The sequence below is a fragment of the Diaphorobacter sp. C33 genome (assembly GCF_030503915.1).
Lineage (GTDB): Bacteria > Pseudomonadota > Gammaproteobacteria > Burkholderiales > Burkholderiaceae_C > Diaphorobacter > Diaphorobacter nitroreducens.
The window spans coordinates 961,497-985,497 of the sequence record NZ_CP129980.1; the positions used below are offsets into that span (position 1 = coordinate 961,497).

Consider the following 24,001-nt stretch of genomic DNA (forward strand, 5'->3'; position numbering starts at 1 on the left):
TGGCAGCTCAGGCCTGCACCAGTGCCACGCGGTAGCCCTGGCCCGTCTCGACCACCTGCAGCAGCCGGTCGATGTTGGGATGGCTGCCGGGATGCTGGCGGGCATCGGCGGTGTGTTCGGCGAACAGTTCCAGGCCTTCCTGCGCCGCGGCGACGGTGATGCCGCCGTGCTTGGCGGCCAGCGCGGCGTACACGGTCAGCGAGCCCGTCTTGCCCGGCTGGTTGGGAATGGTGGCCACCACCTGGCCGGCGTCGTCCAGCAGTTGCAGGGCGGCCAGGTGGGCAATGGAGGGCAATTGGCGCAGGTTGTCAGCGAAGGTCATGCAAAAGCCTTGAACGGAGCGGATGAAACCGTGACGATAACGTAAAAACCATAGCTGTTAGCGCTGGCACAATCTGCGTTAGAGGGCATTTTGATGCCTGTTTTTCTTTGCGCCCGCCCCCTCATGCAAGCCCTGCTCGACGCCATCGCCACCCTCACTCCGCCCGTTGAGGCCTGCCGCATCTTCCATGGGCGTGGCGGGCGGTTTCCCGGCAGCGAGCAGTGGACGCTGGATGCCTATCCACCCGTGCTGGTGCTCACCAGCTTCGCCCCGGTGACGGACGACGCACTCGCCACCATCGACGGCGCCCTGCGCGCACGCTGGCAGCAGGTGGCGCCAGGGCAGCCGCTGAACTGGGTGTTCCAGCACCGCGGCGAGGCGCTGCGCATCGAGGGCCGCAGCGATACGCGGCTGATGGCGGGCGAGGTGCCCGAGCCGCATGTGGTCACCGAGGATGGCGCACGCCTGCGCGTCCAGGTGCTGCGCGGGCAGAACCACGGGTTGTTCCTGGACATGGCCGAAGGGCGTCGCTGGGTGCGCGCACATGTGGCGAACCACCGCGCACGCACCGGGCGCGGCGCTCGGGTGCTCAACCTGTTCGCCTATACCTGTGCGTTTTCGGTCGCTGCGCTGCAGGCGGGCGCGGCAGAGGTGGTGAATGTGGACATGAGCCGGGGTGCCATAGCCACCGGGCAGCAGAACCACCAGCTCAACGGGCTGGGCGCCGGTGCCCGCTTTCTGGCGCATGACATCTTCAGCTCGTGGGGCAAGATCACGCGCAGCGGGCCGTACGACCTGGTGATCGTGGATCCGCCGTCCTACCAGAAGGGCAGCTTCGTCGCGACCAAGGACTATGCGCGGCTCATGCGGCGCCTGCCGGAACTGCTGATACCGGGCGGCCACGCCCTGCTGTGCCTGAACGCGCCGGAGCTGGGGATGGAGTTTCTGCGCGAGCAGATGCGATCCCAGGCGCCTTCGCTGGCGTTCGTGGAACGCGTTCCCAACCCGGCGGTGTTCGCCGATGTGGACGAGGAGCGGTCGCTGAAGGTACTGGTTTTCCGGGATACGGAGGCGGTGGGTTGAAGGGGCTCCGCGCGCCACAATGCGGTGGACACCGCTTCCCACCCACCGGTTGAAACGCAGCACATGAACACCCCTCGCATCGGACTGATCGGCGTAGGCCTGATGGGCCACGGCATTGCCATGAATATCGCCCGCAAGGGCTATGCGCTGACGGTGCTGGAGCACCCTGGCAACCAGCCCCTGGATGCATTGCGCGCCCAGGGCGTGGCCAGCGCCGCATCGGTGCATGAACTGATGCGACAGGTGCAGGTGCTCATCCTGTGCGTGACGGGATCTCCCCAGGTAGAGGCGGTGCTGCTGGGCGAGGAGGGCGCCCTGGCCGCCCTGCAGCCCGGCACCGTGGTGATCGACTGCTCCACGGCCATTCCTTCGTCCACAGAATCCGTCGCCCGCGCCGTGGCGGCGGCCGGAGGGCGGTTCCTGGATGCGCCGATGACCCGCACCCCCAAGGAGGCCGCCGAGGGCCTGCTGAACCTGCTGGTGGGCGGCGAGGCCGCACTGCTCGACGAAGTGCGCCCGGTGCTGCAGTGCTTTGCCGAGAACATCACGCATACCGGTGCCGTTGGCAGCGGCCACCGCATGAAGCTGCTGCACAACTATGTGTCGCTGGGCAGCGTGGCGCTGATCGCGGAGGCTGCCGCCTGCGCGCTGGCGGCCGACGTGGCGCCGCAGGTGTTCCTGGATGTTCTCGCCAAGGGCGGCGGCGGCGGCGTGGCGCTTGAGCGCCTGCGGCCCTACCTGCTGCAGCAGGACCCCTCCGGGCTGCGCTTCTTCATGTCCAACGCGCTCAAGGACATGGGCTACTACACCGCCATGGCGCACGACGGCGGCGCGGCCGATGGCATTGCCCAGGCCGTGCACGACACCTTTGCCGCCGCCGTTGCCGAGGGTGGGCCGCAGGCGCTGGTGCCGGAGCTGGTAGCGCTGCTGCGTGCCAAGGGGACGGGTGGATGAAGGTTGGATTTCTGGCGGGATTCCCTTTTCCCGCCGCCAGTCCTCGCGCCTCCAGCCTCCAGCCTGTTGATGCGTGGCGGGGACACCCGCGCGGCCCGCTAGTCTGCCGCGAGCACCTGCGTGATGAAGGTCCACTCCTGGGGCTGCAGCGGCGTGATCGACAACCGGTTGCCCCGCTGCAGTACGCGCATCGACGCCGACTCGGGATGGGCGCGCAGTTCCGCCAGGCCAATGAGCCGTGTCTTGCGCACGGCTTGCACGTCCCGCAGCAGCCACCGGGGTTTCTCAAGGGGTGACTTGGGGTCGTAGTAAGGGGATTCAGGGTCGAACTGTGTGGGGTCGGGGCGTACGCCCGAGGCTATGCGTGCAATGCCGGCGATACCGGGTGCAGGGCAGCTTGAGTGGTAGAAGAGCACGCCATCCCCCACCTGCATCTCGTCGCGCATGAAGTTGCGCGCCTGGTAATTGCGCACGCCGGTCCAGGGCACGGTGGCGCCCGGGGCGCCCAATGCATCGTCAATGGAACACTCGTCGGGCTCCGATTTCATGAGCCAAAAGCGCGTAGTGGGTGTGGTCATGGCTGGAAGGACTCAGGACACCTGTGTGGCTTGCACACCGTCACCCCATGTGCAGGCACTGAAAACGCTGGCCCGGTGCGTAGCTACTTACCGCAATTACTACAGCAGTGCCGGACAGGGTGCCGGCCTCGGTCTCAGTTGGCGGCCGGAGAGCGCGCCGAAATGGCCATGGCGGCGGCGTCTTCGTCCGTGGTCACGCGCCGTGCACCGTTGAAGCGCCGCTGCCAGTAGGAAGCGCCCATGTCTTCCACGCGCACCTGCGCACCGGAGCGCGGAGCATGGATGAACTTGCCGTCGCCCACGTAGATGCCTACGTGGCTGAACGCGCGGCGCATGGTGTTGAAGAACACCAGGTCGCCGGGCTGCAGGTCTTTTTTGTCGATGACTTCGGTGGCGGCGGCCTGCTCGTTGGCGCGGCGTGGAAGCACCATGCCCTTGGCCTGCTCGTAGATGGCGCGCACGAAGCCGCTGCAATCAAAACCCGTCTCGGCACTGCTGCCACCCCGGCGGTATGGCACGCCGATGAAGCCCATGGCGGTGGAAATCAGGGAGGAGGTGCGGTCTGCCACGTTGTGCTGAACGTCCTGCAACTGGACGAGCAGGCTGCGGTCAATGCTGGCGGCAGGGGTGGCGGCTGCCCGCTCTACCTCGGGGGAGGGAGCGGCGTAGGCATTCGAGCAAAGCAGCAGCAGCAGGCACAACCGACGAAACATGGGGCGCGAGGGTACCACGGCATGACGGGAAATCTGCCGACAAGTGATAGTAAATAGTTGATTTACATGGATTTTCATGAACGTGCCCGCGGCGATAGGCAACGCCTTGCTGGGTTTTGCCCGGTGATGGGGTGAAGTGCCTTTCGCATGCCGGCCTTTCACCATCTCGGGAAAATGCTTCTACTTTGATAGCGGTTCATGTTTGGTGGACAGGGCCCAACATCGTTTTGACGGATATGACCAGCGCATCAGTCCGCAAACGGGCCCCAATGGCACACTTTGGCCTTCTTTTCTGAGCCCGACATGGGCGATTTCATGACGCGTGGACCTGTTTCCCCCACTTCGCGCCAGCCGCTGCTGTGGCTGGTCGCCCTGGGCTTTTTCATGCAGACGCTGGACGCCACCATCGTCAACACGGCCTTGCCGGCCATGGCGCGCGACCTGGGCGAGAGCCCGCTGCAGATGCACTCGGTGATCGTGGCGTATTCGCTGGCCATGGCGGTGCTGATTCCGGCGTCGGGCTGGCTGGCGGACCGTTTCGGCACGCGGCGGGTGTTCATGTCGGCGATCGCGTTGTTCGTGCTCGGCTCGGTGTTGTGCGCGCTGTCGTCCACGCTGCCGCTGCTGGTGGGTGCACGCGTGGTCCAGGGGCTGGGCGGTGCGCTGCTGCTGCCCGTGGGGCGGCTGGCGGTGCTGCGGGCATTTCCGCGCGACGAGTTCATCCGCGCCATGAGCTTCGTCGCGATTCCCGGGCTGGTGGGGCCGCTGATCGGGCCGACCCTGGGCGGTTGGATGGTGGAGTACGCCTCGTGGCATTGGATCTTCTGGGTCAATGTGCCTGTGGGGCTGGTGGGCTTGATGGCCGCGCGGCGCTTCATGGCGGCGGGAGAGGTGCTGGCCGTGCGTGGATTCGACGCCGTGGGCTATGGCCTGCTGGCCTTTGGCATGGCGGCCGTGTCGCTGGCGGTGGAGGGCATGGCCGGCGGTGGTGCGCGCAGCGCGTCGTCGCTGGTGATGATGATCTTTGGCCTGGCCAGTCTGGCGGCCTACTGGCTGCATGCGCTGCGCAGCGATGCGCCGCTGTTTGTGCCGGGGTTGTTTACGGTGCGCACGCTGCGTGTGGGGCTGCTGGGCAACCTGTTTTCGCGGCTGGGCAGCTCGTGCATGCCCTTCATGATCCCGCTGGTGCTGCAGGTCAGCCTGGGCTACGCACCCATGCAGGCAGGCATGATGATGCTGCCCACGGTGCTGGGCAGCATGGCCGTGAAACCTGCGGTCACCTTCATGGTGCGGCGCTGGGGCTATCGCGAGGTGCTGGTGGTCAATACCTGCGCGCTGGCGTTGCTCATCGCCAGCTTCTGCCTGATCACGCCCGGCCAGCCCCCTTGGCTGCTGATGGTGCAGTTGGCGGCGTTTGGCGGCGTGAACTCCATGCAGTTCTCGGCCATGAACACGGTCACGCTCAAGGACCTGGACACGGGTCATGCTAGCAGCGGCAACAGCCTGCTGTCCATGGTGCAGATGCTGGCCATGGGCATGGGGGTGGCGGCTGCCGGGGCGGTGCTGGCGAGCTTCCAGGGCTACTTTGGGGCCGCAGATGCGCAGGACACACTCCACGCGTTTCGCGCCACGTTTGCCTGCATGGGTGTGCTGACGCTGGCGGCCACGGCGCTGTTCCTGCAGTTGCCGCCGCACGAGCCGCCGCGCCCCCATCCCCTGGGCCCAGAGGAGCAGAGCTGAACCGGGACTCGTCGGTCTCTTGTGCTATCGTTAAAAGAGCTGTTGGCGCTTGCCAGTATTGCCTCGGAGGCCTATTTCTGTCTTGATTATCATGATCGTGCGCGGCCGATCCTGTATCGCTCAGGCCTCGTCCGGGTCCTGTCCCATGAAGCCGCCGCTCTGGTGCGTCCACAGCCGCGCATAGACACCCCCTTGCGCCAGCAGCTGTGCGTGCGTGCCTTCCTCGACGATGCGGCCGGCGTCCAGCACGATGAGCCGGTCCATGGCGGCGATGGTGGACAGGCGGTGCGCGATGGCGATCACCGTCTTGCCCCGCATCAGTCCGTCCAGGCTCTGCTGGATGGCGGCCTCCACCTCGGAGTCCAGCGCGCTGGTGGCCTCGTCCAGCAGCAGGATCGGGGCGTCCTTGAGCATCACGCGCGCGATCGCCACGCGTTGGCGCTGCCCGCCCGAGAGCTTGACGCCGCGCTCGCCCACCTGGGCGTCGTAGCCGCGGCGGCCCTGCAGGTCGGTCAGCTCGTCGATGAATTGCGCGGCCTCGGCGCGTTCGGCAGCCAGGCGCATGTCTTCCTCGGAGGCATCGGGGCGGCCGTACAGGATGTTGTCGCGCATCGATCGGTGCAGCAGCGAAGTGTCCTGCGTGACCATGCCGATCGCCTGGCGCAGGCTGTCCTGCGTGACGTGGGCGATGTCCTGCCCGTCCACCAGAATGCGTCCGCCCTGTACGTCATGAAAGCGCAGCAGCAAGTTGACCAGCGTGGACTTGCCCGCGCCGGAGCGGCCGATCAGCCCGATGCGCTCGCCTGGGCGGATGGTGAGGTTCAGCCCGTCGATCACTGCCGCGCCGTCGCGGTAGCCGAAGCGCACGTTCTCAAACTGCACCTCGCCACGCGTGACCTGCAGCGGGCGGGCATCGGGCGCATCCACCACCGTGCGCGGGCGGGTGAGGGTGTTGATGCCGTCCTGGATGGTGCCCACGCTCTCGAACAGCGTGGTCATCTCCCACATCACCCAGTGGGCGTGGCCCGAAACGCGCAGTGCCATGGCGGTCACCGCGGCCACCGCGCCGGCGCCTACCTCGCCCCGTGACCACAGCCATAGCGCCGTGCCGCAGGCACCGAGGATCATGCCCACCACCAGGGCGTGGTTCACGATCTCGAAGCGGCTGACCAGCCGCATCTGTGCGTAGCCCGTGGTCTTGAACGCGTCCATCGCCGCGCGGGCAAACTCGGCCTCGCGCCGCGTGTGCGAGAACAGCTTCACCGTGGCGATGTTGGTGTATGCGTCCGTCACGCGGCCGGTCATGACGGAGCGCGCGTCGGCCTGGGCCTTGCTCACCTGGCCCAGGCGTGGCACGAAGTACCAGCACGCGGCCGCGTAGCACAGCGCCCACGCAAGAAAGGGCAGCAGCAGCCGCCATTCAAAGCCGCCCGCCAGTGCCAGGATGGTGACCAGGTAGACACCCATGCCGATCACCACGTCGCAGGTGGTAAAGATCATGTCGCGCACGGCCAGCGCGGTCTGCATGATCTTGGTGGTGATGCGGCCCGCGAACTCGTCCGCATAGAACGCCATGCTTTGGCCCAGCATCAGCCGGTGGAAGTTCCAGCGCAGGCGCAGCGGGAAGTTGATGGCCAGCACCTGGTGGCGCACGGTGGTCTGCAGCGCCACTATGCCAATGCTGGCGACCAGCACCGCAGCCACCCCGGCGAGCAGCGTGCCGCGCTCGGCCCAGAAGCGCTCGGGCGCAGTGGCGGCGATCCAGTCCACCACCCGTCCCAGCACGGCAAACAGCAGCGCCTCGTAGATGGCCACCACGGCAGACAGGGCGGCCATGGCCCCGACATAGCCGCGCAGGCCGCGCGTGCTGGCCCACACGAAGGCGAGGAACCCGGCGGGCGGCACGGTCGGCTCGGCCGCAGGGTACGGGGGGACACGATTTTCGAACAACCGAAACAACACGATGGCGGACACTCCTGATGCGGCCATGGTACGAGCCGGCGGCTGGCGACGCCGGCGTGGGGAATTGCGCAGGCGCCGCGGTGCCGCGGCTGCGCGGTCGCAGCAGACGTTGGCGGTGTCTGTTGCCCCCGCACGGGTAAATACCGCTATGCTCTGCGGCGAGGCGGCGTCCTATCACCCGTTGTCCTCCCTGTCCATCTGCCCGCATGCCGACATCCCACGCACAGCGCTCGTTCCCCTGGCACTGGCTCCCCGGAGCGGCCGTGGCGTTGGCCGGTTGCGCGGCAAGCTACGCGCTGTACCACCAGCAGCAGTCCTCCATGCAGGCCATCGCGCGGGTGCGTTTCGAGCAGGAGGCCCGGCTGTTCGCCGAGACGCTGCAGCGGCGCATGGAATCCCACGCGGATTTGCTGCAGGGCATGCGCGGCCTGCTGACGGTGAATCCGCAGCTGCGGCGCGCCGACTTCGAGCGCGTGGCGCGTGAGCTGGATCTGCGGCATTACCACCCCGGCGTGAAGAACATCAACTTTACGCGGTACGTGCCCGGCCCCCGGCGGGCGGCCTTCGAAGAGCAGGCGCGCTCCGACCCGCATCTGGACGGCGACCTGCCGCGGGATTTCGCCATCCATCCACAGGCCGTATTGCCGGACTATTTCGTGGTGGACTACCTCTGGCCGCAGGGGGGCAACAGCAGCGTGCAAGGGTTGGAGATCCATTCCCAGCCAGCCAACCTCGAAGCCATGCGCCGTGCGCGCGACACCGGCGGGCTGGTCGCCTCCGCGCCGTTCGAGCTGCACCAGGAAACCGAGCACCGCACGGGCGTCATCATCCGCATGCCGGTGTTTGCCGAGCCGGCGGCCGGACAGGCGGGGCCGGCGCGCTTTCTGGGGGCGGTGGGCGTGAGCCTGCGCATCTACGACATCGTGCATGCCGTGCGCACCGCGGGCAACATGCAGGGCCTGGCGCTGCGCATGGCGGACGTGGGCCCCTTCAGCAGCGAGGAGCCTGCTCCGCCGCAATCCCTCTTTGAATCGGAGACGCGCGTCGGCACCTCTGCCATGGAATATGAGCAAAGCGTGCGCGTGGGCGGAAGGCGCTGGAGCCTGCAGTTCCAGCCCGTCGTGCCGTTCCTCTCGCCGCAGGAGTCGCGCCTGCCCTGGCTGCTGGGCTCGGGCGGCCTGTTGGTGACCGCACTGCTCACCGCGCTGGTATCGATGCTGGTGCTGCGGCGGTCGCAGGCATTGGACCATGCCAAGGAGACCGATACGGCCTTGCGCGAAAGCGAGGCGCGCCTGCGCGCCGTGTTCAACCAGGCCGCGGTGGGCATCGCCCAGACCGACTCGCGCACCGGCCGCCTGGTGCGCATGAACCAGAAGTTATGCGACCTGCTGGGCTACAGCGCGCAGGAACTGCAGCAGATGCGCTTTCAGGACTTCAGCGAGCCCAGCGACCTGGCCGCGGACCTGGAGCAATTGCAGCGGATGTTGGCCGGTGAGCTGAGCGAATACCGCATGGAAAAGCGCTACCGCCGCAAGGACGGCAGCGAGGTGTGGGTGGACCTCATGGTCTCGCCGCTGCGCCTGGAAGGCCAGCCCGAACACCACCTTGCGGTGGTGCAGGACATCAGCAAGCGCAAGCACATGGAGCAGGTGCTGCGTCAGAGCGAGGAGCACCTGCGCAACATCCTGAACCACATGCCCGTGGGCGTGAACCAGGTGCAGGACGGCAAGATCGTGTTCCGCAACGACCGGCATGTCCAGATCTGCGGCTACGACATACGCGAGGCGCCCGACGTGGACACCTGGTGGCGCCTGGTAATGCCCGACGCACACCAACGCGAGCATGCGCGCGAGGCATGGCACGCCGCATGCACGGCGGCGCTGAAGAACCCCGACGGTGCCATCCGTACCGTGGAATGCGTGATCACCGCCAAGTCGGGCGTGCGCCGCGCGGTCGAGCTGTCCGGCATGATCCTGGGTGACTCGCACATCGTCACCATGGTGGACCAGAGCCAGCGCAAGGCGGCCGAGGAAGAGGTGCGCTACCTGGCCTACAACGATCCGCTCACCGGCCTGCCCAACCGCCGCCTGCTGCTGGACCGCCTGGAGCAGGCGCTGGCCATGAGCGCCCGCCATCAGCTGTGCGGCGCGGTGATGATGCTGGACCTGGACAACTTCAAGACCATCAACGAGACACAAGGCCCCGACATGGGTGACCGCCTGCTGCGCGAGGTGGCCCGGCGGCTGCGCGACTGCGTGCCCGAGGACGAAACCCTGGCGCGCCACGGCGGCGACGAGTTCGTCGTGGTGCTCAAGGACCTGGGCGCCGACCCGCAGGAGGCCGCCAACCGCGCCGAGGAAATGGGCCAGACGATCCTGGCGGCCATTCGCGCGCCCTTCGACATCGACGGTCAGCAGCACCACACGGCGCTCAGCGTGGGCATCGCCATCTTCCGCGGGGTGCGCGAATCGGCGGACGAGCTGCTCAAGCGCAGCGACCTTGCCATGTACGAGGCCAAGGCCGCCGGGCGCGATACGCTGCGCTTTTTTGATCCACAGATGCAGGCTGCGGTGTCCGAACGCGCGGCGCTGGAGGCGGACCTGCGCGCCGGACTGGATGCGGGGCAGTTAGAACTGTTCTACCAGCCCAAGGTGGACCAGGGCCGCATCACGGGCGCCGAGGCGCTGGTACGCTGGCGCCATCCGGACAGGGGCTTCATCTCGCCAGCGGAATTCATTCCCTTGGCGGAAGAAAGCGGACTGATCCTGCGCGTGGGCGAGTGGGTGATGCGCAGCGCCTGCGCACAGCTGGCGCAGTGGAGCGCGCACCCCGTGCTGGGTGAGCTCACCGTCGCGGTGAACGTGAGCCCGCGCCAGTTCCACGAGGGTAGCTTCGTGCCCCAGGTGCTGGAGGCGCTGGCCGCCTCGGGCGCCGACGCGCGCCGCCTGCGGCTGGAACTGACCGAGGGCATGCTGCTGCAGGACGTGGAGGACACCATCGCCAAGATGGTGCAGTTGCGTGGCTACGGCGTGGGCTTCTCGCTGGACGACTTCGGCACGGGCTACTCGTCGCTGGCCTACCTCAAGCGCCTGCCCCTGCACGAGCTGAAGATCGACAAGAGCTTCGTGCGCGACGTGCTCACCGACCCCAACGATGCCGTGATCGCACGCACGATCGTCGCCCTGGGCACCAGCCTGGGTCTGCGGGTGGTGGCCGAGGGCGTTGAGACCGAGGCGCAGCGCGCCTTTCTGGAGCGCAACGGCTGCCATGCCTGGCAGGGCTATCTGCTCAGCCCACCGCTGCAGGCCGCGGCGTTCGAGGCCTTGGTGCTGAAGCGGGCCGGCGTCTGAACGCTGCGGCCTTCTTTTTCATCACGCATTCACGCATGCTGCCCGTCAAGACCCTGGCCCTGTTCCTGCTCACTGCCGTGGCGGAAATTGTCGGTTGCTATCTGCCCTGGTTGTGGTTGCGCCAGGGGCGCAGCGCCTGGCTGCTGGTGCCGGCGGCCGCCAGCCTGGCGCTGTTTGCCTGGCTGCTCACGCTGCATCCGGCGGCCACAGGGCGTGTGTACGCGGCCTACGGCGGCGTGTATGTGGCCGTGGCGCTGGTCTGGCTGTGGACGGTGGACGGCGTGCGCCCCGGCCCATGGGACTGGCTGGGCGTGGCCGTCACGCTGTGCGGCATGGCCATCATTGCCTTTGCCCCGCGTGGGGGCTGAGCTGCCGTAGGATGCTCTCGTAAGAATAGCTGCTGACGCTTGCTGGGTAAGCGCTGGAGGCCATTTTTGCTTGCAATCGAAGGATGCCCGGCTGGGCATGGGGCCGACACGAGCGCCACGGTATGATTCCGGTCTTTCCTGCACCTGCGAACCGCCCTGTCCAACGCCTGACCCGTGCGTCTTAACTCGATCAAACTCGCCGGCTTCAAGTCGTTTGCCGAGCCCACCAACTTCATGCTGCCGGGGCAACTCGTGGGCGTGGTGGGCCCCAACGGTTGCGGCAAGTCCAACATCATGGATGCCGTGCGCTGGGTGCTGGGCGAGAGCAAGGCCAGCGAGCTGCGCGGCGAGAGCATGCAGGACGTGATCTTCAACGGCACCACCAGCCGCAAGCCGGCCAGCCGTTCCAGCGTGGAGCTGACGTTCGACAACAGCGACCACCGCGCGGGCGGGCAGTGGAACCAGTTCACCGAGATTGCCGTCAAGCGCGTACTCACGCGCGACGGCACCAGCAGCTACTTCATCAACAACCAGCCGGTGCGTCGCCGCGACGTGCAGGACGTGTTCCTGGGCACGGGCCTGGGCCCGCGCGCCTACGCCATCATCGGCCAGGGCACGATCAGCCGCATTATCGAAAGTCGCCCCGAGGAACTGCGCCTGTTCCTTGAAGAAGCCGCGGGCGTGTCCAAGTACAAGGAGCGCCGGCGCGAGACCGAGAACCGCCTGTCCGACACGCGAGAGAACCTCACGCGGGTAGAGGACATCCTGCGCGAACTCAATGCCAACCTCGACAAGCTGGAAAAGCAGGCCGAGGTGGCCGCGCGCTACAACGCGCTGCAGCAGGACGTGACCCTCAAGCAGCACCAGCTGTGGTTCCTGAAGCGCGCCGAGGCGGAAAGCGAACAGGCCCGCGTGCGCACCGAGGGCCTGGCCGCCGTGAACGACCTGGAGTCGCGCATGGCCGACCTGCGCCATGTGGAGGCCGACCTGGAGACCATCCGCCAGGCGCACTACGAGGCGGGCGACAAGGTCAACCAGGCACAGGGGCGCCTCTATGAGGCCACGGCCGAGGTCGGCAAGCTGGAAGCCGAGATCCGCTACGTGGTCGAGGGCCGCCAGCGCGTGGAGCAGCGCCTGGTGCAACTGGCCGAGCAGATCGCCCAGTGGTCCGCGCGCAAGGAAGAGGCTGAAGCCGAAGTCGAAAGCATCGAAGGCGCCGGCATGAATGCCGAGGAGCAGGCCGAGGTCCTGGCCGCACAGGTCGAGGAGCAGGCGACACGCCTGCCCGAGCTGGAAGACGCCCTGCGCCAGAGCCAGCAGCGCAGCGACGAGCAGCGCGCCGCCGTGGCGCAGGTGCAGCAGCAGATCCAGGTGCTGGCGGCCGAGCAGCGCAGCCTGGACGAGCAAAGCCGCCAACTGGAGGCGCGCCTGGAGCGCCTGCGCACCGACCGCAATGCCCTGGCTGCGCCCGACGAGGCGCGCCTGGCCAACCTGCGCCAGCAGTTGCAGCAGGCCGAGGAAGGCGCCGAGATGGCCGAGGCGCGCCTGGCCGAGCTGCAGGACAGCGTGCCCCAGCTCGACGAGGACCGCCGTGCGCGCCAGCAGGTCGTGAACCAGGAAACGGCCCGGCAGGCCGACCTGTCCGCGCGGCTGGAAGCGCTCAAGGCCTTGCAGGAAAAGGTCAAGGTGGACGGCAAGCTCCAGCCCTGGCTGGCCAAGCACGGGTTGGAAGGGCTGCAGGGACTGTGGAGCCGCATCCACATCGAACCCGGCTGGGAGAACGCGCTGGAGGCCGCGCTGCGCGAGCGCCTGGCCGCGCTGCCCGTGGGCCGGCTGGACATGGTGCGCGGCTTCCTGGGCGCGGGCGGGCAGGATGCGCCTCCGGCGCGGCTGGCTTTCTACAGCGCGCCATCCGCGCCCGCGCCCGAAGCCCCCGCTGGTTCATCGCGCTTGTCGGATCTGCTGCGCGTGCACGACGCCGGGCTGCACGCCGTGCTCGTGGACTGGCTGCAGGGCTGCTACACCGCGCAGACGCTGGACGATGCGCTGAACCGCCGCGCGCAGTTGCAGCCGGGCGAGGCCATCTATGTGTCAGCCGGCCATGCCGTGGGCGCGCACAGCGTGAGTTTTTATGCGCAGGACTCCGAGCAGTCCGGCCTGCTGGCCCGGGCGCAGGAGATCGAACACCTGGAGAAAGAGCTGCGTGCCCAGGCATTGATCGCCGAGGAGGCGCGCGCGGCGCTGGTACGTGCCGAGAGCCTGTACGCCGACGCGGCGCAGCGCCTGGTGGCCGCGCGCCGCGAGGCCAGCGAGGCCCAAGGCCGCGCGCACGAGCTGCAGGTTGAGACCCTGCGCCTGTCGCAACTGGCCGAGCAGACCCGGGCGCGCAGCGAGCAGATTGGCGCCGATCTGTCCGAGGTCGAGGCGCAGTTGGGCGACCTGCAGGAGCGCCGCGTCACCGCGGAGGCGCGTTTTGAAGAACTGGACATGCAACTGGCCGACAGCCAGGAGCGCCATGCGCAGCTGGGCGACCGTGTGATCGAGGCCGAGCGCCGCCTGGCCGAATGCCGTGAGCAGCAGCGCGCGCTGGAGCGCCAGGCACAGGAGGCCCAGTTCTCCCAGCGCAGCCTGCAGGCCCGGCGTGCCGAGCTGGCGCGCACCATCGACACCGCGGCCACGCAGGCACGCGCGTTGCACGATGAGCGCCAGCGCGCGCAGGACGAGCTTTCGCGCCTGTCCGATGCCGCCGCCCAGGGCGGCCTGCAGCAGGCGCTGGACCTGAAGATCGAGCGCGAAAAAGACCTGGCCGCCCAGCGCAGCCAGTACGATGACCTGACGGCGCGGCTGCGCGCCAGCGACGAACTGCGCATGCAGAACGAGCGCACGCTGGAGCCCCTGCGCGCACGCATCACGGAGTTCCAGCTCAAGGAGCAGGCGGCGCGCCTGGGCCTGGAGCAGTACAGCACGCTGCTGGCGGACGCGCAGGCCGACCTGGCGGCGGTGGAGCGTTCCATCCAGGACGGTGGCGTGCGCATGGCGGGGTTGCAGGGCGAGATCGACCGCCTGCACCGCGAGATCACGGCGCTGGGCGCGGTGAACCTGGCCGCGCTGGAGGAGTTGCAGCTCGCGCGCGAGCGCAAGGGCTTCCTGGACGCGCAGACCGAAGACCTGACGCTGGCCATGACCACGCTGGAGGACGCCATCCGCAAGATCGACGGCGAGACGCGCACCCTGCTGTCGGGCACCTTCGAGACCGTCAACGGGCACTTCGGCCGCATGTTCCCCGAACTGTTCGGCGGCGGCCAGGCCAAGCTCATCATGACGGGCGACGAGATCCTCGACTCCGGCGTGCAGGTCATGGCCCAGCCGCCGGGCAAGAAGAACCAGACCATCCACCTGTTGTCGGGCGGCGAGAAAGCACTCACCGCGATCGCGCTGGTGTTCGCCATCTTCCAGCTCAACCCCGCTCCGTTCTGCCTGCTGGACGAAGTGGACGCACCGCTGGATGATGCCAACACCGAGCGGTATGCCAAGCTGGTGTCCAGCATGTCCAAGGGAACGCAGTTCCTCTTCATCAGCCACAACAAGATCGCCATGGAGATGGCCGAGCAACTGATCGGCGTCACCATGCAGGAGCAGGGCGTGTCGCGCATCGTGGCCGTGGACATGGAGTCCGCGCTGTCCATGGCCGAGGCCTGACCCCGTATTCACCATGAGCAACTTCCAACTTGGTCTCATCATCGCCGGCGCGCTCGTGCTGATCGTCGTCGTCGCCTACAACGCCTGGACAACCCACCGCAACGCGCCCAAGCGCCCGCGGCCGGCCGAGGCCGATCCCGCGCAGGAGCCGGTGGCGCGCCATGAGCCCGCCTTTGATGGCGCGGTGCTTACCGGCGCGGGGCTCACCGGCGCGGGGCTTGTCGGGAGCGGCGCCGAAGGCGAGGCCGAGCCCGGCTTCGACGGCCACGCCGTGGATCTGCGTGATGCGCTGGACCTGCCCGTGCCCACGGCCGAGCGCCGCGGCGGGCTGGATCCGCTGATCGACGCCATCGCCCCCATCGTGGCCGAGCAGCAGGTTTCGGGCGATGCGGCCCTGGCCGCGCTGCCGCCCACGCGCCGCGCGGGCAGCAAGCCGTTCGCGGTGGAGGGCTTCAACGACGCCGCGCAGCAGTGGGAAACCCCCCAGCCCGGCCAGCGCTACCTGCAGTTCCAGGCGGGCGTGCAACTGGCCAACCGCCTGGGTGCGCTCAACGAGATCGAGTTCTCCGAATTCGTCATGAAGGCTCAGGGCTTCGCCGACGCGATCAATGCCGCGCCCGACTTTCCCGACATGCTGCACGAGGTGGCCCGCGCGCGCGAGCTGGACCAGTTCGCCAGCGAGCACGATGCGCAGCTCACCTTCGTGCTGCGGGCGCGCCACGCGGCCTGGAGCCCCGGCTACGTGCAGCAGAACGCCGCACGCCTGGGTCTCGTCGCTGGCGCCATTCCGGGCCGGCTGGTGCTGCCTGCGCAGGGGCCGGGCCTGCCGCCCGTGCTCACGCTGACCTATGACGCGCAGGCCGCCATGTCCGACGACCCCGAGCAGTCCGCCGTGCGCGACATCGTGCTGAGCCTGGACGTGGCCCAGGTCCACCGCTCGCAGCAGCCCTTTGCGCGCCTGCGCGAGGTGGCGGCCGCGCTCGGCGAGGCCATGGACGGCGTGCTGTGCGACCAGAACGGTACGCCGCTGCCTGCCATGACCATGGAGCCCATCGCCGCCGATCTTGAGCAGCTGTACGACAAGCTGGACAGCCGCGAACTCTCGGCCGGCTCCGCGCTGGCGCGGCGCCTGTTCAGCTAGGAAACGGCATGATCGACCTGCGCGCCCATGATGTGCGCTCTTTCCTCCCGGCCCAGGACTTCGCGCTGTCCAAGGCGTTCTACGCGGCCCTGGGCTGCACCCTGGAATGGTCGGACGAAGACTTGGCCCTGTTCCATCTGGGCGGGGTGGGGTTCTACCTGCAGCGCTACTACGAGAAGGAATGGGCGGACAACTGCATGCTGCACATTTCCGTGCAGGACGCGGCCCAGTGTTTTGCAGACGTTTCGCAGCTCATCGGCACGGGCCGCTTTCCTGGGGCCCGCGTGTCCGCGCCGAAGCAGGAACCGTACGGCGCGTGCGTGACCTACGTCTGGGACCCGTCGGGCGTGCTGCTGCACCTCGCCCAATGGGACCGGGCCTGATCCTTTCCGGCATGACTGAACAATCCGACCTTTTTCCGGCTTCTGGGCCCAAGGGGTCTGCGCTGGTAGCTACAAAAATCAAAGCGCTGCGCGAGCAGCTGAACCGCTGGGCGCACGAGTACTACGTCCAGGACACGCCGAGCGTGCCCGATGCCGAGTATGACCGCGCGTTCCAGCAGTTGCAGGCGCTGGAGGGCGCTTACCCCGACCTGGTGACGCCCGACTCGCCCACGCAGCGCGTGCTGGGCGCGGTGCTGGACGGGCTGACACCGGTGCGCCACCGCGTGCCCATGCTCAGCATCCGCACCGAAACCGACACCGAGGCCAGCGGCGCCCAAGCCTTCGACGCGCGCGTGCGCCGTGAGTTGAAGCTGCCGCCCGATGCACCGCCGGTGGAATACGTGGCCGAGCCCAAGTTCGACGGCCTGGCGATGAGCCTGCGCTACGAGGGCGGGCGCCTGGTGCAGGCCGCCACGCGCGGTGACGGCGAGGTGGGCGAGGATGTGACGCACAACGTGCGCACCATCCGCCAGATCCCTCTGAGCCTGCCCGCCGGCGTGCCGCCGGTGCTGGAGGTGCGCGGGGAGGTCTACATGCGCCGCGCGGACTTCGACGCACTCAACGATCGCCAGCGCGAGAAGGGCGACAAGACCTTCGTCAACCCGCGCAACGCCGCCGCCGGCGCGGTGCGCCAGTTGGACTCAGGCATCACCGCGCAGCGGCCGCTGTCCTTCTTCGCCTACGGCCTGGGCGAGGTCACGCCAGCCGCCGAGGGCGGGCCCGACTTCGGCACGCACTTCGGCATGCTGCAGCAGCTCAAGGAATGGGGATTTCCGGTCGCAGCCCAGGTGCAGATTGCGCAAGGCGCTTCTGAACTCATAGCGTTCCATCAGCGTGTGGGGGCCGAACGGGATGCGCTGCCGTACGACATCGACGGCGTGGTCTACAAGGTCAACAGCCTGGCACTGCAGCGCCAGCTGGGCTTTGTGACGCGCGAGCCGCGCTGGGCCGTGGCCCACAAATACCCGGCCCAGGAGATGGTCACGCGCGTGGAAGGCATCGACGTGCAGGTGGGCCGCACGGGCAAGCTGACCCCTGTGGCGCGACTCGCGCCGGTGTTCGTGGGCGGCGTCACGGTGACCAATGCCACGCTGCACAACCTGTTCGAGCTGCGCCGCAAGAAAGTGCGCGTGGGCGACCAGGTGATCGTGCGCCGCGCGGGCGACGTGATTCCCGAGGTGGTGGGCGTGGTGCCGGCGGGCGCAGGCCTGGCAGTGCTGGCGGGCTCCGACGCGCTGGTGGACGCCGCCAGCAGCGCGGACGGCACCGCACCCGCGCAGCCGCTGGCGGGGCCGCGCCAGCCCTACGTGCCCAACTTCCGCATGCCGCGCCAGTGCCCCATCTGCGGCAGCGCCGTGGTGCGCGAGCCGGGCGAGGTCAACCACCGCTGCTCCGGCGGGCTGTTCTGCCCCGCGCAGCGCAAACAGGCGGTGCTGCACTTCGCCCAGCGCCGCGCCATGGACATCGAGGGCCTGGGCGAGAAGCTGGTGGACCAGCTCGTCGAAGGCCACGTGATCCGCACGCTGCCCGACCTGTACCGGCTCGGGCTGTCCAGCCTTGCGCAGCTCGACCGCATGGCCGAGAAGTCCGCGCAAAATGTGCTGGATGCGCTCGACAAATCCAAGCGCACCACGCTGGCGCGCTTTCTCTTCGGCCTGGGCATCCGCCATGTGGGCGAGGCCACGGCCAAGGACCTGGCGCGCCACTTCGGCCAGTTGGACGCCATCATGGATGCGGGCGTGGAGCAGTTGCTGCAGGTGAACGACGTGGGGCCCGTGGTGGCCGAGGCCATCCACACCTTCTTCGCGCAACCCCACAACCGCGAGGTGGTCGAGCAGCTGCGCGCCTGCGGCGTCACCTGGGACGAGAGCGAGCCCGCTGCCGCCGCCACGCTGCCACTGGCGGGCATGACCGTGGTGCTGACCGGCACGCTGCCCACCCTGGGCCGCGACGCGGCCAAGGACCTGCTGGAGTCCGCCGGTGCCAAGGTGGCGGGCTCGGTCAGCAAGAAGACGCACTACGTGGTGGCCGGCGCCGATGCGGGCAGCAAGCTCGCCAAGGCGCAGGAGCTGGGCATCCCCGTGCTGGACGAGGACGGGTTGCATGCGTTGCTGCGGGGCACACCGCCCAACGCGGGTGGGGCCTAGATGGCACTGACCCGCCGCGCCCCACGGCTGGGCCTTGCGCTGGGCAGCGGCTCGGCGCGCGGCTGGGCGCACATCGGCGTGCTGCAGGCGCTGCGGGAGGAGGGCGTGCGGCTGGACGTGATCTGCGGCTCCTCCATCGGCGCGCTGGTGGGCGCGGCCTACGCGGGGGGCGAACTGGAGCGCTTTGCCGACTGGGTGCAGGGCCTGGGCCTGCGCGATGTGTTCGGCTTCATGGACTTCAATCTGTCGGGCGGCATGCTCAAGGGCGAAAAGCTCATCGCCTTCTGGCGCCGCAACTTCGCCGATTTCGACATCGACGCCTCGCCGCTGCCCTTCGGCGCGGTGGCGACCGACCTGCACTCGGGTGCCGAAGTCTGGCTGCGCCACGGCTCCATCGCCGACGCGGTGCGCGCTTCCATCGCGCTGCCGGGCCTGTTCACCCCCGTGAACCACACCGACGGGCGGCTGCTGGTGGATGGCGGACTCGTCAACCCCGTGCCCGCATCGCTGGCCCGCGCCATGGGTGCGGACATCGTCATCGCCGTGGACCTGAATTCCGACATCCTGCACCGCCACATGCATCCGCTGGCGGTGGTGCGCGAGCCGCAGGCCTCCGTGCCCACGGATGCGGCGCCGGACCCCGGGCCGGAGCCGGTGCCCGAACCGCTGGTCAGCGCCGACTGGATGCGCCGCCTGAAGTTCTGGGCGCCCGCCAGCGGCGAGGCGCCGCCCCCCAAGCCATCGGCGCTGGACGTGATCATGACCAGCGTGAACATCATGCAGATGCGCATCACCCGCAGCCGCATGGCGGGTGACCCGCCCGAGGTGGTGATCGCCCCGCGCCTGGCGCATTTGGGCCTGCTGGACTTTCACCGTGCCAGCGAAGCCATTGCCGAGGGCCGGCGCGCCGCCCATGCCAGCCTGCCGCAATTGCGCCAGTTCATGGGCTGAGGTGGTGGCGCGGGCCACCGGGCGGTCAGTGGCATCTGTACAGCGGCCCAGCCTTGCGCGGGATTGGCGGTATAAAGCAGGCCCGGCCCGTCGCCAGGCGCCGCGGCTGGTGCGGCGACCGGCGCGGCGGCGCGTGTTCTGCCTGCCGCGCATGGCCGGGCACCCCTGTCTACGCATTGCTTCTGAATTCATAGCTGCTAGCGCTTGCTGATAAAGCGCTACAGGCCATTTTTGCCCATAAATTACATGGATCTTTCCACGACCCTGCGAGCCCGCTGGGCCCGCCTGCGGCCCGCGCTGGCGCAACTGTTGCATCGGCCCGAGCGCTGGCTGTCCGCGCATGGCCTGGTGTGGCTGCTGGCGGCGCTGGCGCTGGCCGGCGTGCTGTATGTGCTGGCGCTGATCCCGTTCACGCCGGGGATCAGCGACATCCGCAAGGCCAAGAGCGACCAGCCTGCGCAACTGGTGTCTGCCGACGGGCGGCTGCTCGCCGAGTACCGGTGGGTGAACCGCGAATGGGTGCCGCTGGAAACCATCGCCAAGCCCGTGGTCGATGCGCTCATCGCCACCGAGGACCACCGTTTCTACGACCACTTCGGCCTGGACTGGCGGCGCACGCTGTCGGCCGTCGTGCGCACCGTGGGCGGCGACAAGCAGGGCGGCTCCACCATCACCCAGCAGCTTGCGCGCAATCTCTACCCCGAGGACATCGGCCGCGCGCCCACGCTCACGCGCAAGATCAAGGAGGCGATCACCGCGTTGAAGATCGAGTGGCTGTACTCCAAGGACGAGATCCTGGAGACCTACCTGAACACGGTGCCCTTCCTCTACAACGCCTACGGCATCGAGATGGCGGCGCGCACGTACTTCGACAAGTCGGCCGACAAGCTCAACGTGCTGGAAAGCGCCACTCTCATCGGCATGCTCAAGGGCACGGCCTACTACAACCCGGTGCTCAACCCCGAGCGCGCGCAGGCCCGGCGCAACACCGTGCTGGCGCAAATGGCCAAGCGGGGCAAGCTCTCGCAGACGGAATACGAGCGGCTGATCAAGCGCCCGCTGCGCATCCGCTTCGAGCGGCAGGCCGAGGTGGCGGGTTTAGCGCCGCACCTGGCGCAGCAGCTGCGCCGCCAGCTCATCGACTGGGCCGACCGCAACGGCTACAGCCTGTATTCCGATGGGCTGGTGATCCGCACCACCATCGACGGGCGGCTGCAGGAGATGGCCAACCGGGCCGTGCAGCAGCAGGGCCGGGCGCTGCAGGGTGTGGCCGACAGTGCGTGGGCGCCGCGCAGCGCCTGGGGCCCCAAGAGCGCGCTGGTGCAACAGCTGGTGCGCGAGTCGCCCCAGTACGAAAAGGCAGTGGCCGCGGGGGCCGCACCCGAGGAGGCACTGCGCGAGCTGCTGGACGACGGTAGCTTCCTGCGCACGCTGCGCCAGTCCAAGACCCGCGTGCAGGCCGGCTTCATGGCCATGGACCCGCGCAGCGGTGCGGTGCTGGCCTGGGTGGGCAGCCGCGACTACGCGACCGATCCGTTCGACCACGTGCAGGCTGCGCGCCGCCAGCCGGGCTCCACCTTCAAGCCCTTCGTGTACGGCGCGGCCTTTGCGATGGGACTGCAGCCGACCGACACGCTGCTGGACACCGCGGTGGAGATCCCCCTGGGTGGCAAGCGGGTCTGGCGCCCCACGGACGGCCGCACGCCACCCAGCGAGGAGCCCATGACGCTGCGCGACGGGCTGGCGTACTCCAAGAACACCATCACCGCACAGCTCATGCAGAAGGTGGGGCCGGCGCGCGTGGTGCAACTGGCCCGCGCCATGGGTGTGCGCGAGTCCGAACTGGAGGCCGTGCCCGCGCTGGCGCTGGGCACGAGCTCGGTCACGCTCAAGGAGATGGTCGCCGCCTACGGCACTATCGCCAACGGCGGGCGTTACCTGGCGCCCCGGGTCATCACGCGCATCGAGGACAAGCACGGCAAGCTGCTGGAGGAATTCAAACCTGCATCGCCCGAGCGCGCGCTGGACGTCACCGCCGCGCAGCAGCTGCGCGACGCGCTGCGGGGCGTGGTGGACAAAGGCACGGGCGCGGCCATCCGCAGCCGCTACGGCATTACGGCGGACGTGGCGGGCAAGACCGGCACCACGCAGGACAACACCGACGGCTGGTTCATCCTGATGCATCCGCAGCTCGTCGCGGGGGCCTGGGCGGGCTTCAACGACGGGCGCATCACCCTGCGCAGCGACTACTGGGGGCAGGGCGCGCACAGCGCGCTGCCCATGGTGGGCGACGTGTTCCGCCAGGCCCTGCGCGCCAAGGTCATCGATGCCCGCGAGCGCTTCGTGGATGAGGAGGAAAGCTCCTGGATCGGCTCGGCCGCAGGCACGCTGCGCAACTGGGTCTATGACCTGTTCGGCCGACCCACGGGTGAGCAGGCCGGCCCGGCGGGCGCTCCGGCGCCGCAGTCCGAACTGCCGCAGACGCCGGCGCCGGCCGCCAGCGCCCCGCCGCCGGAAGAGCGCCCCGAGATCACGGATGCGCCCCTTGTGCCGCTGCAGGAGGTCACGCCCCGCCCCGCGCCGGCCGAGCCGCCGGTGTGGGTGACCGAGCCGGATGCACCGTTGCCGGGTCCGCCAGCCGCTGCTCCGGCGGCGCCCCCGGCGTCACCCGGTGCCGGCCCCGCCGCGCCGCAGGTGGTTCCCGGCGTGGTGGTCGATCCCGTGCAGCGTGGCGTGGTCGTACCCCGGCCGCATGACAACGCGCCTTTCTTCGTCGAAACCCGCTGACCACGGCCCCTTGGCATGCAGACGCCGCGCCAACCCTCGCCAGCGCGCATCCCCGCCGCTGTATGGGCGCTGGGCCTGGTGAGCATGCTGATGGACATCTCGTCCGAGATGATCCACAGCCTGTTGCCGATGTTCATGGTGGGCGCGCTGGGTATGTCGGCCTTCGCGGTGGGCCTCATCGAAGGTCTGGCAGAAGCCACGGCGCTGATCGTCAAGGTGTTCTCGGGCACGCTCAGCGACTATCTTGGCAGGCGCAAGGGGCTGGCGTTGCTGGGCTATGGGCTGGGGGCCGTCACCAAGCCGCTCTTCGCGCTGGCTTCGGGCGCCGGCTTGATCGTGACGGCGCGCCTGATCGATCGGGTGGGCAAAGGCATCCGCGGCGCACCGCGCGATGCGCTGGTGGCCGACGTGACCCCGCCGGAGATTCGCGGTGCCGCGTTCGGCCTGCGCCAGTCACTGGACACGGTGGGCGCCTTCCTCGGGCCGCTGCTGGCCGTGGGCCTGATGCTGCTGTGGGCCAATGACTTTCGCGCCGTGTTCTGGGTGGCGGTGGTGCCGGGCGTGCTGTCGGTGGCCGTGCTGGCCTGGGGCGTGCGCGAGCCTGCGTCCCAAGGGGGCGTGCGCCGCACCAACCCCATCCGGCGCGAGAACATCCGCCGCCTGGGGCCCGCCTATTGGTGGGTGGTGGCCGTGGGTGCGGTGTTCACGCTGGCACGTTTCAGCGAAGCCTTCCTGGTACTGCGCGCCCAGAACATCGGCATACCCATGGCACTCGTGCCCCTGGTGATGGTGGCCATGAACCTGGTGTATGCGGCGGCGGCCTATCCATTTGGCAAGCTGTCGGACCGCGTGAGCCACACGCGGCTGCTGGCCTGGGGCCTGGTGGTGCTGATCCTGTCGGACGTGCTGCTCGCAACCGCCCAGCACTGGACCCTGGTGATTGCCGGCGTGGCCGTATGGGGCATTCACATGGGCATGACGCAGGGCCTGCTGTCGGCCATGGTGGCGGATGCGACTCCGGCCGACCTGCGCGGCACGGCCTATGGCGTGTTCCACCTGGCCAGCGGTTTGGCCATGCTGGTGGCCAGCGCGGTCGCCGGGTTGATGTGGGATGCCGTGGGGCCGGCGGCCACGTTCTGGGCCGGCGGTGTGTTTGCGGCGCTGTGCCTTGCGGGTCTCGGTTGGCGCAGCGCAGGGGCTGGCCGGTTGCTCAGGTGATGTCGATGCAGTGCATGCCGAAGCGCCCCGCGCGACGGTCGGCAAAGAACTGCTCCAGCGTGTGCTTGACGGTGCGAAACGCGATCTCGTCCCAGGGGATTTCGTCCTCGGTGAACAGGCGTGCCTCGATGGTCTCGTGGCCAGGGTCGAAGCGGTCGCTGAGCAGCGTGGCCAGGTAAAAAAGGTGCACCTGACCCGCCTGCGGCACGTTCAGCAGCGAAAACAGCGGGCCCATCTGGATTTGCGCGCCCGCTTCCTCGTCGGTCTCGCGCGCGGCGCCCTCGACGGTGGTCTCGTCCAGTTCCATGAAGCCGGCCGGCAGGGTCCACTTGCCTCGGCGCGGCTCGATGTTGCGCTTGCACAGCAGCACGTGGTCCCCCAGTACCGGCACCGTTCCCACCACCATCAGCGGGTTTTCGTAGTGGATTACGTTGCAACTGGGGCAGACGGCGCGCTCGCGCGTGTCACCGTCGTCGGGCACGCGGTAGGCCACGGCCGTTCCGCAGGCGCGGCAATGCTTGATGGGGCGGCGGAAGTTCATTCGT

17 protein-coding genes are annotated in these 24,001 nt (G+C 68.7%); 12 read left to right on the forward strand and 5 right to left on the reverse strand.

Going from position 1 to position 24,001, the window contains the following annotated elements; translation table 11 throughout:
• Window positions 1-7 precede the first annotated feature (7 nt).
• A complete protein-coding gene (locus QY917_RS04575) occupies window positions 8-322 on the reverse strand; it encodes a DUF2322 family protein (protein WP_123676309.1) in 315 nt (104 codons plus the stop codon).
• A 123-nt stretch (window positions 323-445) separates the two neighbouring features.
• On the opposite strand from QY917_RS04575, the gene QY917_RS04580 reads away from it, so the two are divergent.
• Together QY917_RS04580 and QY917_RS04585 are read left to right on the forward strand one after the other, a co-directional pair.
• Window positions 446-1,405 (forward strand): class I SAM-dependent methyltransferase, encoded by a 960-nt coding sequence (locus QY917_RS04580; RefSeq protein WP_123676308.1) that lies wholly within the window; start codon window positions 446-448, stop codon window positions 1,403-1,405.
• A gap of 63 nt (window positions 1,406-1,468) precedes the next feature.
• Complete coding sequence (locus QY917_RS04585; protein ID WP_123676307.1) at window positions 1,469-2,359, forward strand: NAD(P)-dependent oxidoreductase; 891 nt, start codon at window positions 1,469-1,471, stop codon at window positions 2,357-2,359.
• A 98-nt stretch (window positions 2,360-2,457) separates the two neighbouring features.
• On the opposite strand, the gene QY917_RS04590 is transcribed toward QY917_RS04585, so the two are convergent.
• The gene (locus QY917_RS04590; RefSeq protein ID WP_123676306.1) at window positions 2,458-2,937 is read right to left on the reverse strand and encodes an EVE domain-containing protein; all 480 of its coding nucleotides are present in this window, start codon (window positions 2,935-2,937) and stop codon (window positions 2,458-2,460) included.
• Between the two features lie 134 nt (window positions 2,938-3,071).
• Window positions 3,072-3,650: a C40 family peptidase gene (locus QY917_RS04595; protein ID WP_088886871.1), complete on the reverse strand. Its 579-nt coding sequence runs from the start codon at window positions 3,648-3,650 to the stop codon at window positions 3,072-3,074.
• A 303-nt stretch (window positions 3,651-3,953) separates the two neighbouring features.
• Between QY917_RS04595 and mdtD the strand changes: the two genes are divergently transcribed.
• Window positions 3,954-5,390 (forward strand): multidrug transporter subunit MdtD, encoded by a 1,437-nt coding sequence (gene mdtD / locus QY917_RS04600; protein WP_123676305.1) that lies wholly within the window; start codon window positions 3,954-3,956, stop codon window positions 5,388-5,390.
• Window positions 5,391-5,510: 120 nt separating this feature from the next.
• Here the strand turns inward: mdtD and QY917_RS04605 are convergent, their stop codons facing one another.
• Window positions 5,511-7,379: an ABC transporter ATP-binding protein gene (locus QY917_RS04605; protein WP_269466925.1), complete on the reverse strand. Its 1,869-nt coding sequence runs from the start codon at window positions 7,377-7,379 to the stop codon at window positions 5,511-5,513.
• Window positions 7,380-7,558: 179 nt separating this feature from the next.
• Here QY917_RS04605 and QY917_RS04610 point away from each other — a divergent pair, with 179 nt between their 5' ends.
• The 9 genes from QY917_RS04610 (at window position 7,559) to QY917_RS04650 (ending at window position 23,456) form a co-directional block, all read left to right on the forward strand.
• A complete protein-coding gene (locus QY917_RS04610) occupies window positions 7,559-10,702 on the forward strand; it encodes an EAL domain-containing protein (RefSeq protein ID WP_123676304.1) in 3,144 nt (1,047 codons plus the stop codon).
• A gap of 35 nt (window positions 10,703-10,737) precedes the next feature.
• The gene (locus QY917_RS04615) at window positions 10,738-11,070 is read left to right on the forward strand and encodes a YnfA family protein (protein ID WP_123676303.1); all 333 of its coding nucleotides are present in this window, start codon (window positions 10,738-10,740) and stop codon (window positions 11,068-11,070) included.
• Window positions 11,071-11,244: 174 nt separating this feature from the next.
• A complete protein-coding gene (gene smc / locus QY917_RS04620; RefSeq protein WP_123676302.1) occupies window positions 11,245-14,769 on the forward strand; it encodes a chromosome segregation protein SMC in 3,525 nt (1,174 codons plus the stop codon).
• Between the two features lie 13 nt (window positions 14,770-14,782).
• Window positions 14,783-15,910: a cell division protein FtsZ gene (locus QY917_RS04625; protein ID WP_088886866.1), complete on the forward strand. Its 1,128-nt coding sequence runs from the start codon at window positions 14,783-14,785 to the stop codon at window positions 15,908-15,910.
• Window positions 15,911-15,918: 8 nt separating this feature from the next.
• Complete coding sequence (locus tag QY917_RS04630) at window positions 15,919-16,293, forward strand: hypothetical protein (RefSeq protein ID WP_123676301.1); 375 nt, start codon at window positions 15,919-15,921, stop codon at window positions 16,291-16,293.
• Between the two features lie 11 nt (window positions 16,294-16,304).
• Window positions 16,305-18,500, forward strand: a complete 2,196-nt coding sequence (gene ligA / locus QY917_RS04635) for an NAD-dependent DNA ligase LigA (protein WP_123676300.1) — start codon at window positions 16,305-16,307, stop codon at window positions 18,498-18,500.
• Window positions 18,501-19,451, forward strand: a complete 951-nt coding sequence (locus QY917_RS04640) for a patatin-like phospholipase family protein (RefSeq protein ID WP_123676299.1) — start codon at window positions 18,501-18,503, stop codon at window positions 19,449-19,451.
• A gap of 246 nt (window positions 19,452-19,697) precedes the next feature.
• The gene (locus tag QY917_RS04645; protein WP_123676298.1) at window positions 19,698-22,238 is read left to right on the forward strand and encodes a penicillin-binding protein 1A; all 2,541 of its coding nucleotides are present in this window, start codon (window positions 19,698-19,700) and stop codon (window positions 22,236-22,238) included.
• 15 nt (window positions 22,239-22,253) lie between these two features.
• A complete protein-coding gene (locus QY917_RS04650) occupies window positions 22,254-23,456 on the forward strand; it encodes an MFS transporter (protein WP_123676297.1) in 1,203 nt (400 codons plus the stop codon).
• On the opposite strand, the gene QY917_RS04655 is transcribed toward QY917_RS04650, so the two are convergent.
• Window positions 23,449-23,997: an NUDIX hydrolase gene (locus QY917_RS04655; RefSeq protein WP_015913223.1), complete on the reverse strand. Its 549-nt coding sequence runs from the start codon at window positions 23,995-23,997 to the stop codon at window positions 23,449-23,451. The genes QY917_RS04650 and QY917_RS04655 overlap by 8 nt on opposite strands.
• Window positions 23,998-24,001: the final 4 nt, after the last annotated feature.

Bases quoted from the DNA above. Each gene is read 5' to 3' on its own strand.
- QY917_RS04625 (WP_088886866.1), top strand. From the start codon at position 14,783: ATGAGCAACTTCCAACTTGGTCTCATCATCGCCGGCGCGCTCGTGCTG.
- QY917_RS04580 (WP_123676308.1), top strand. From the start codon at position 446: ATGCAAGCCCTGCTCGACGCCATCGCCACCCTCACTCCGCCCGTTGAG.
- QY917_RS04605 (WP_269466925.1), bottom strand. From the start codon at position 7,379: ATGGCCGCATCAGGAGTGTCCGCCATCGTGTTGTTTCGGTTGTTCGAA.
- QY917_RS04640 (WP_123676299.1), top strand. From the start codon at position 18,501: ATGGCACTGACCCGCCGCGCCCCACGGCTGGGCCTTGCGCTGGGCAGC.
- QY917_RS04650 (WP_123676297.1), top strand. From the start codon at position 22,254: ATGCAGACGCCGCGCCAACCCTCGCCAGCGCGCATCCCCGCCGCTGTA.
- QY917_RS04595 (WP_088886871.1), bottom strand. From the start codon at position 3,650: ATGTTTCGTCGGTTGTGCCTGCTGCTGCTGCTTTGCTCGAATGCCTAC.
- QY917_RS04655 (WP_015913223.1), bottom strand. From the start codon at position 23,997: ATGAACTTCCGCCGCCCCATCAAGCATTGCCGCGCCTGCGGAACGGCC.
- QY917_RS04590 (WP_123676306.1), bottom strand. From the start codon at position 2,937: ATGACCACACCCACTACGCGCTTTTGGCTCATGAAATCGGAGCCCGAC.
- QY917_RS04630 (WP_123676301.1), top strand. From the start codon at position 15,919: ATGATCGACCTGCGCGCCCATGATGTGCGCTCTTTCCTCCCGGCCCAG.
- QY917_RS04585 (WP_123676307.1), top strand. From the start codon at position 1,469: ATGAACACCCCTCGCATCGGACTGATCGGCGTAGGCCTGATGGGCCAC.
- QY917_RS04645 (WP_123676298.1), top strand. From the start codon at position 19,698: ATGGATCTTTCCACGACCCTGCGAGCCCGCTGGGCCCGCCTGCGGCCC.
- ligA (WP_123676300.1), top strand. From the start codon at position 16,305: ATGACTGAACAATCCGACCTTTTTCCGGCTTCTGGGCCCAAGGGGTCT.
- mdtD (WP_123676305.1), top strand. From the start codon at position 3,954: ATGGGCGATTTCATGACGCGTGGACCTGTTTCCCCCACTTCGCGCCAG.
- QY917_RS04615 (WP_123676303.1), top strand. From the start codon at position 10,738: ATGCTGCCCGTCAAGACCCTGGCCCTGTTCCTGCTCACTGCCGTGGCG.
- QY917_RS04610 (WP_123676304.1), top strand. From the start codon at position 7,559: ATGCCGACATCCCACGCACAGCGCTCGTTCCCCTGGCACTGGCTCCCC.
- QY917_RS04575 (WP_123676309.1), bottom strand. From the start codon at position 322: ATGACCTTCGCTGACAACCTGCGCCAATTGCCCTCCATTGCCCACCTG.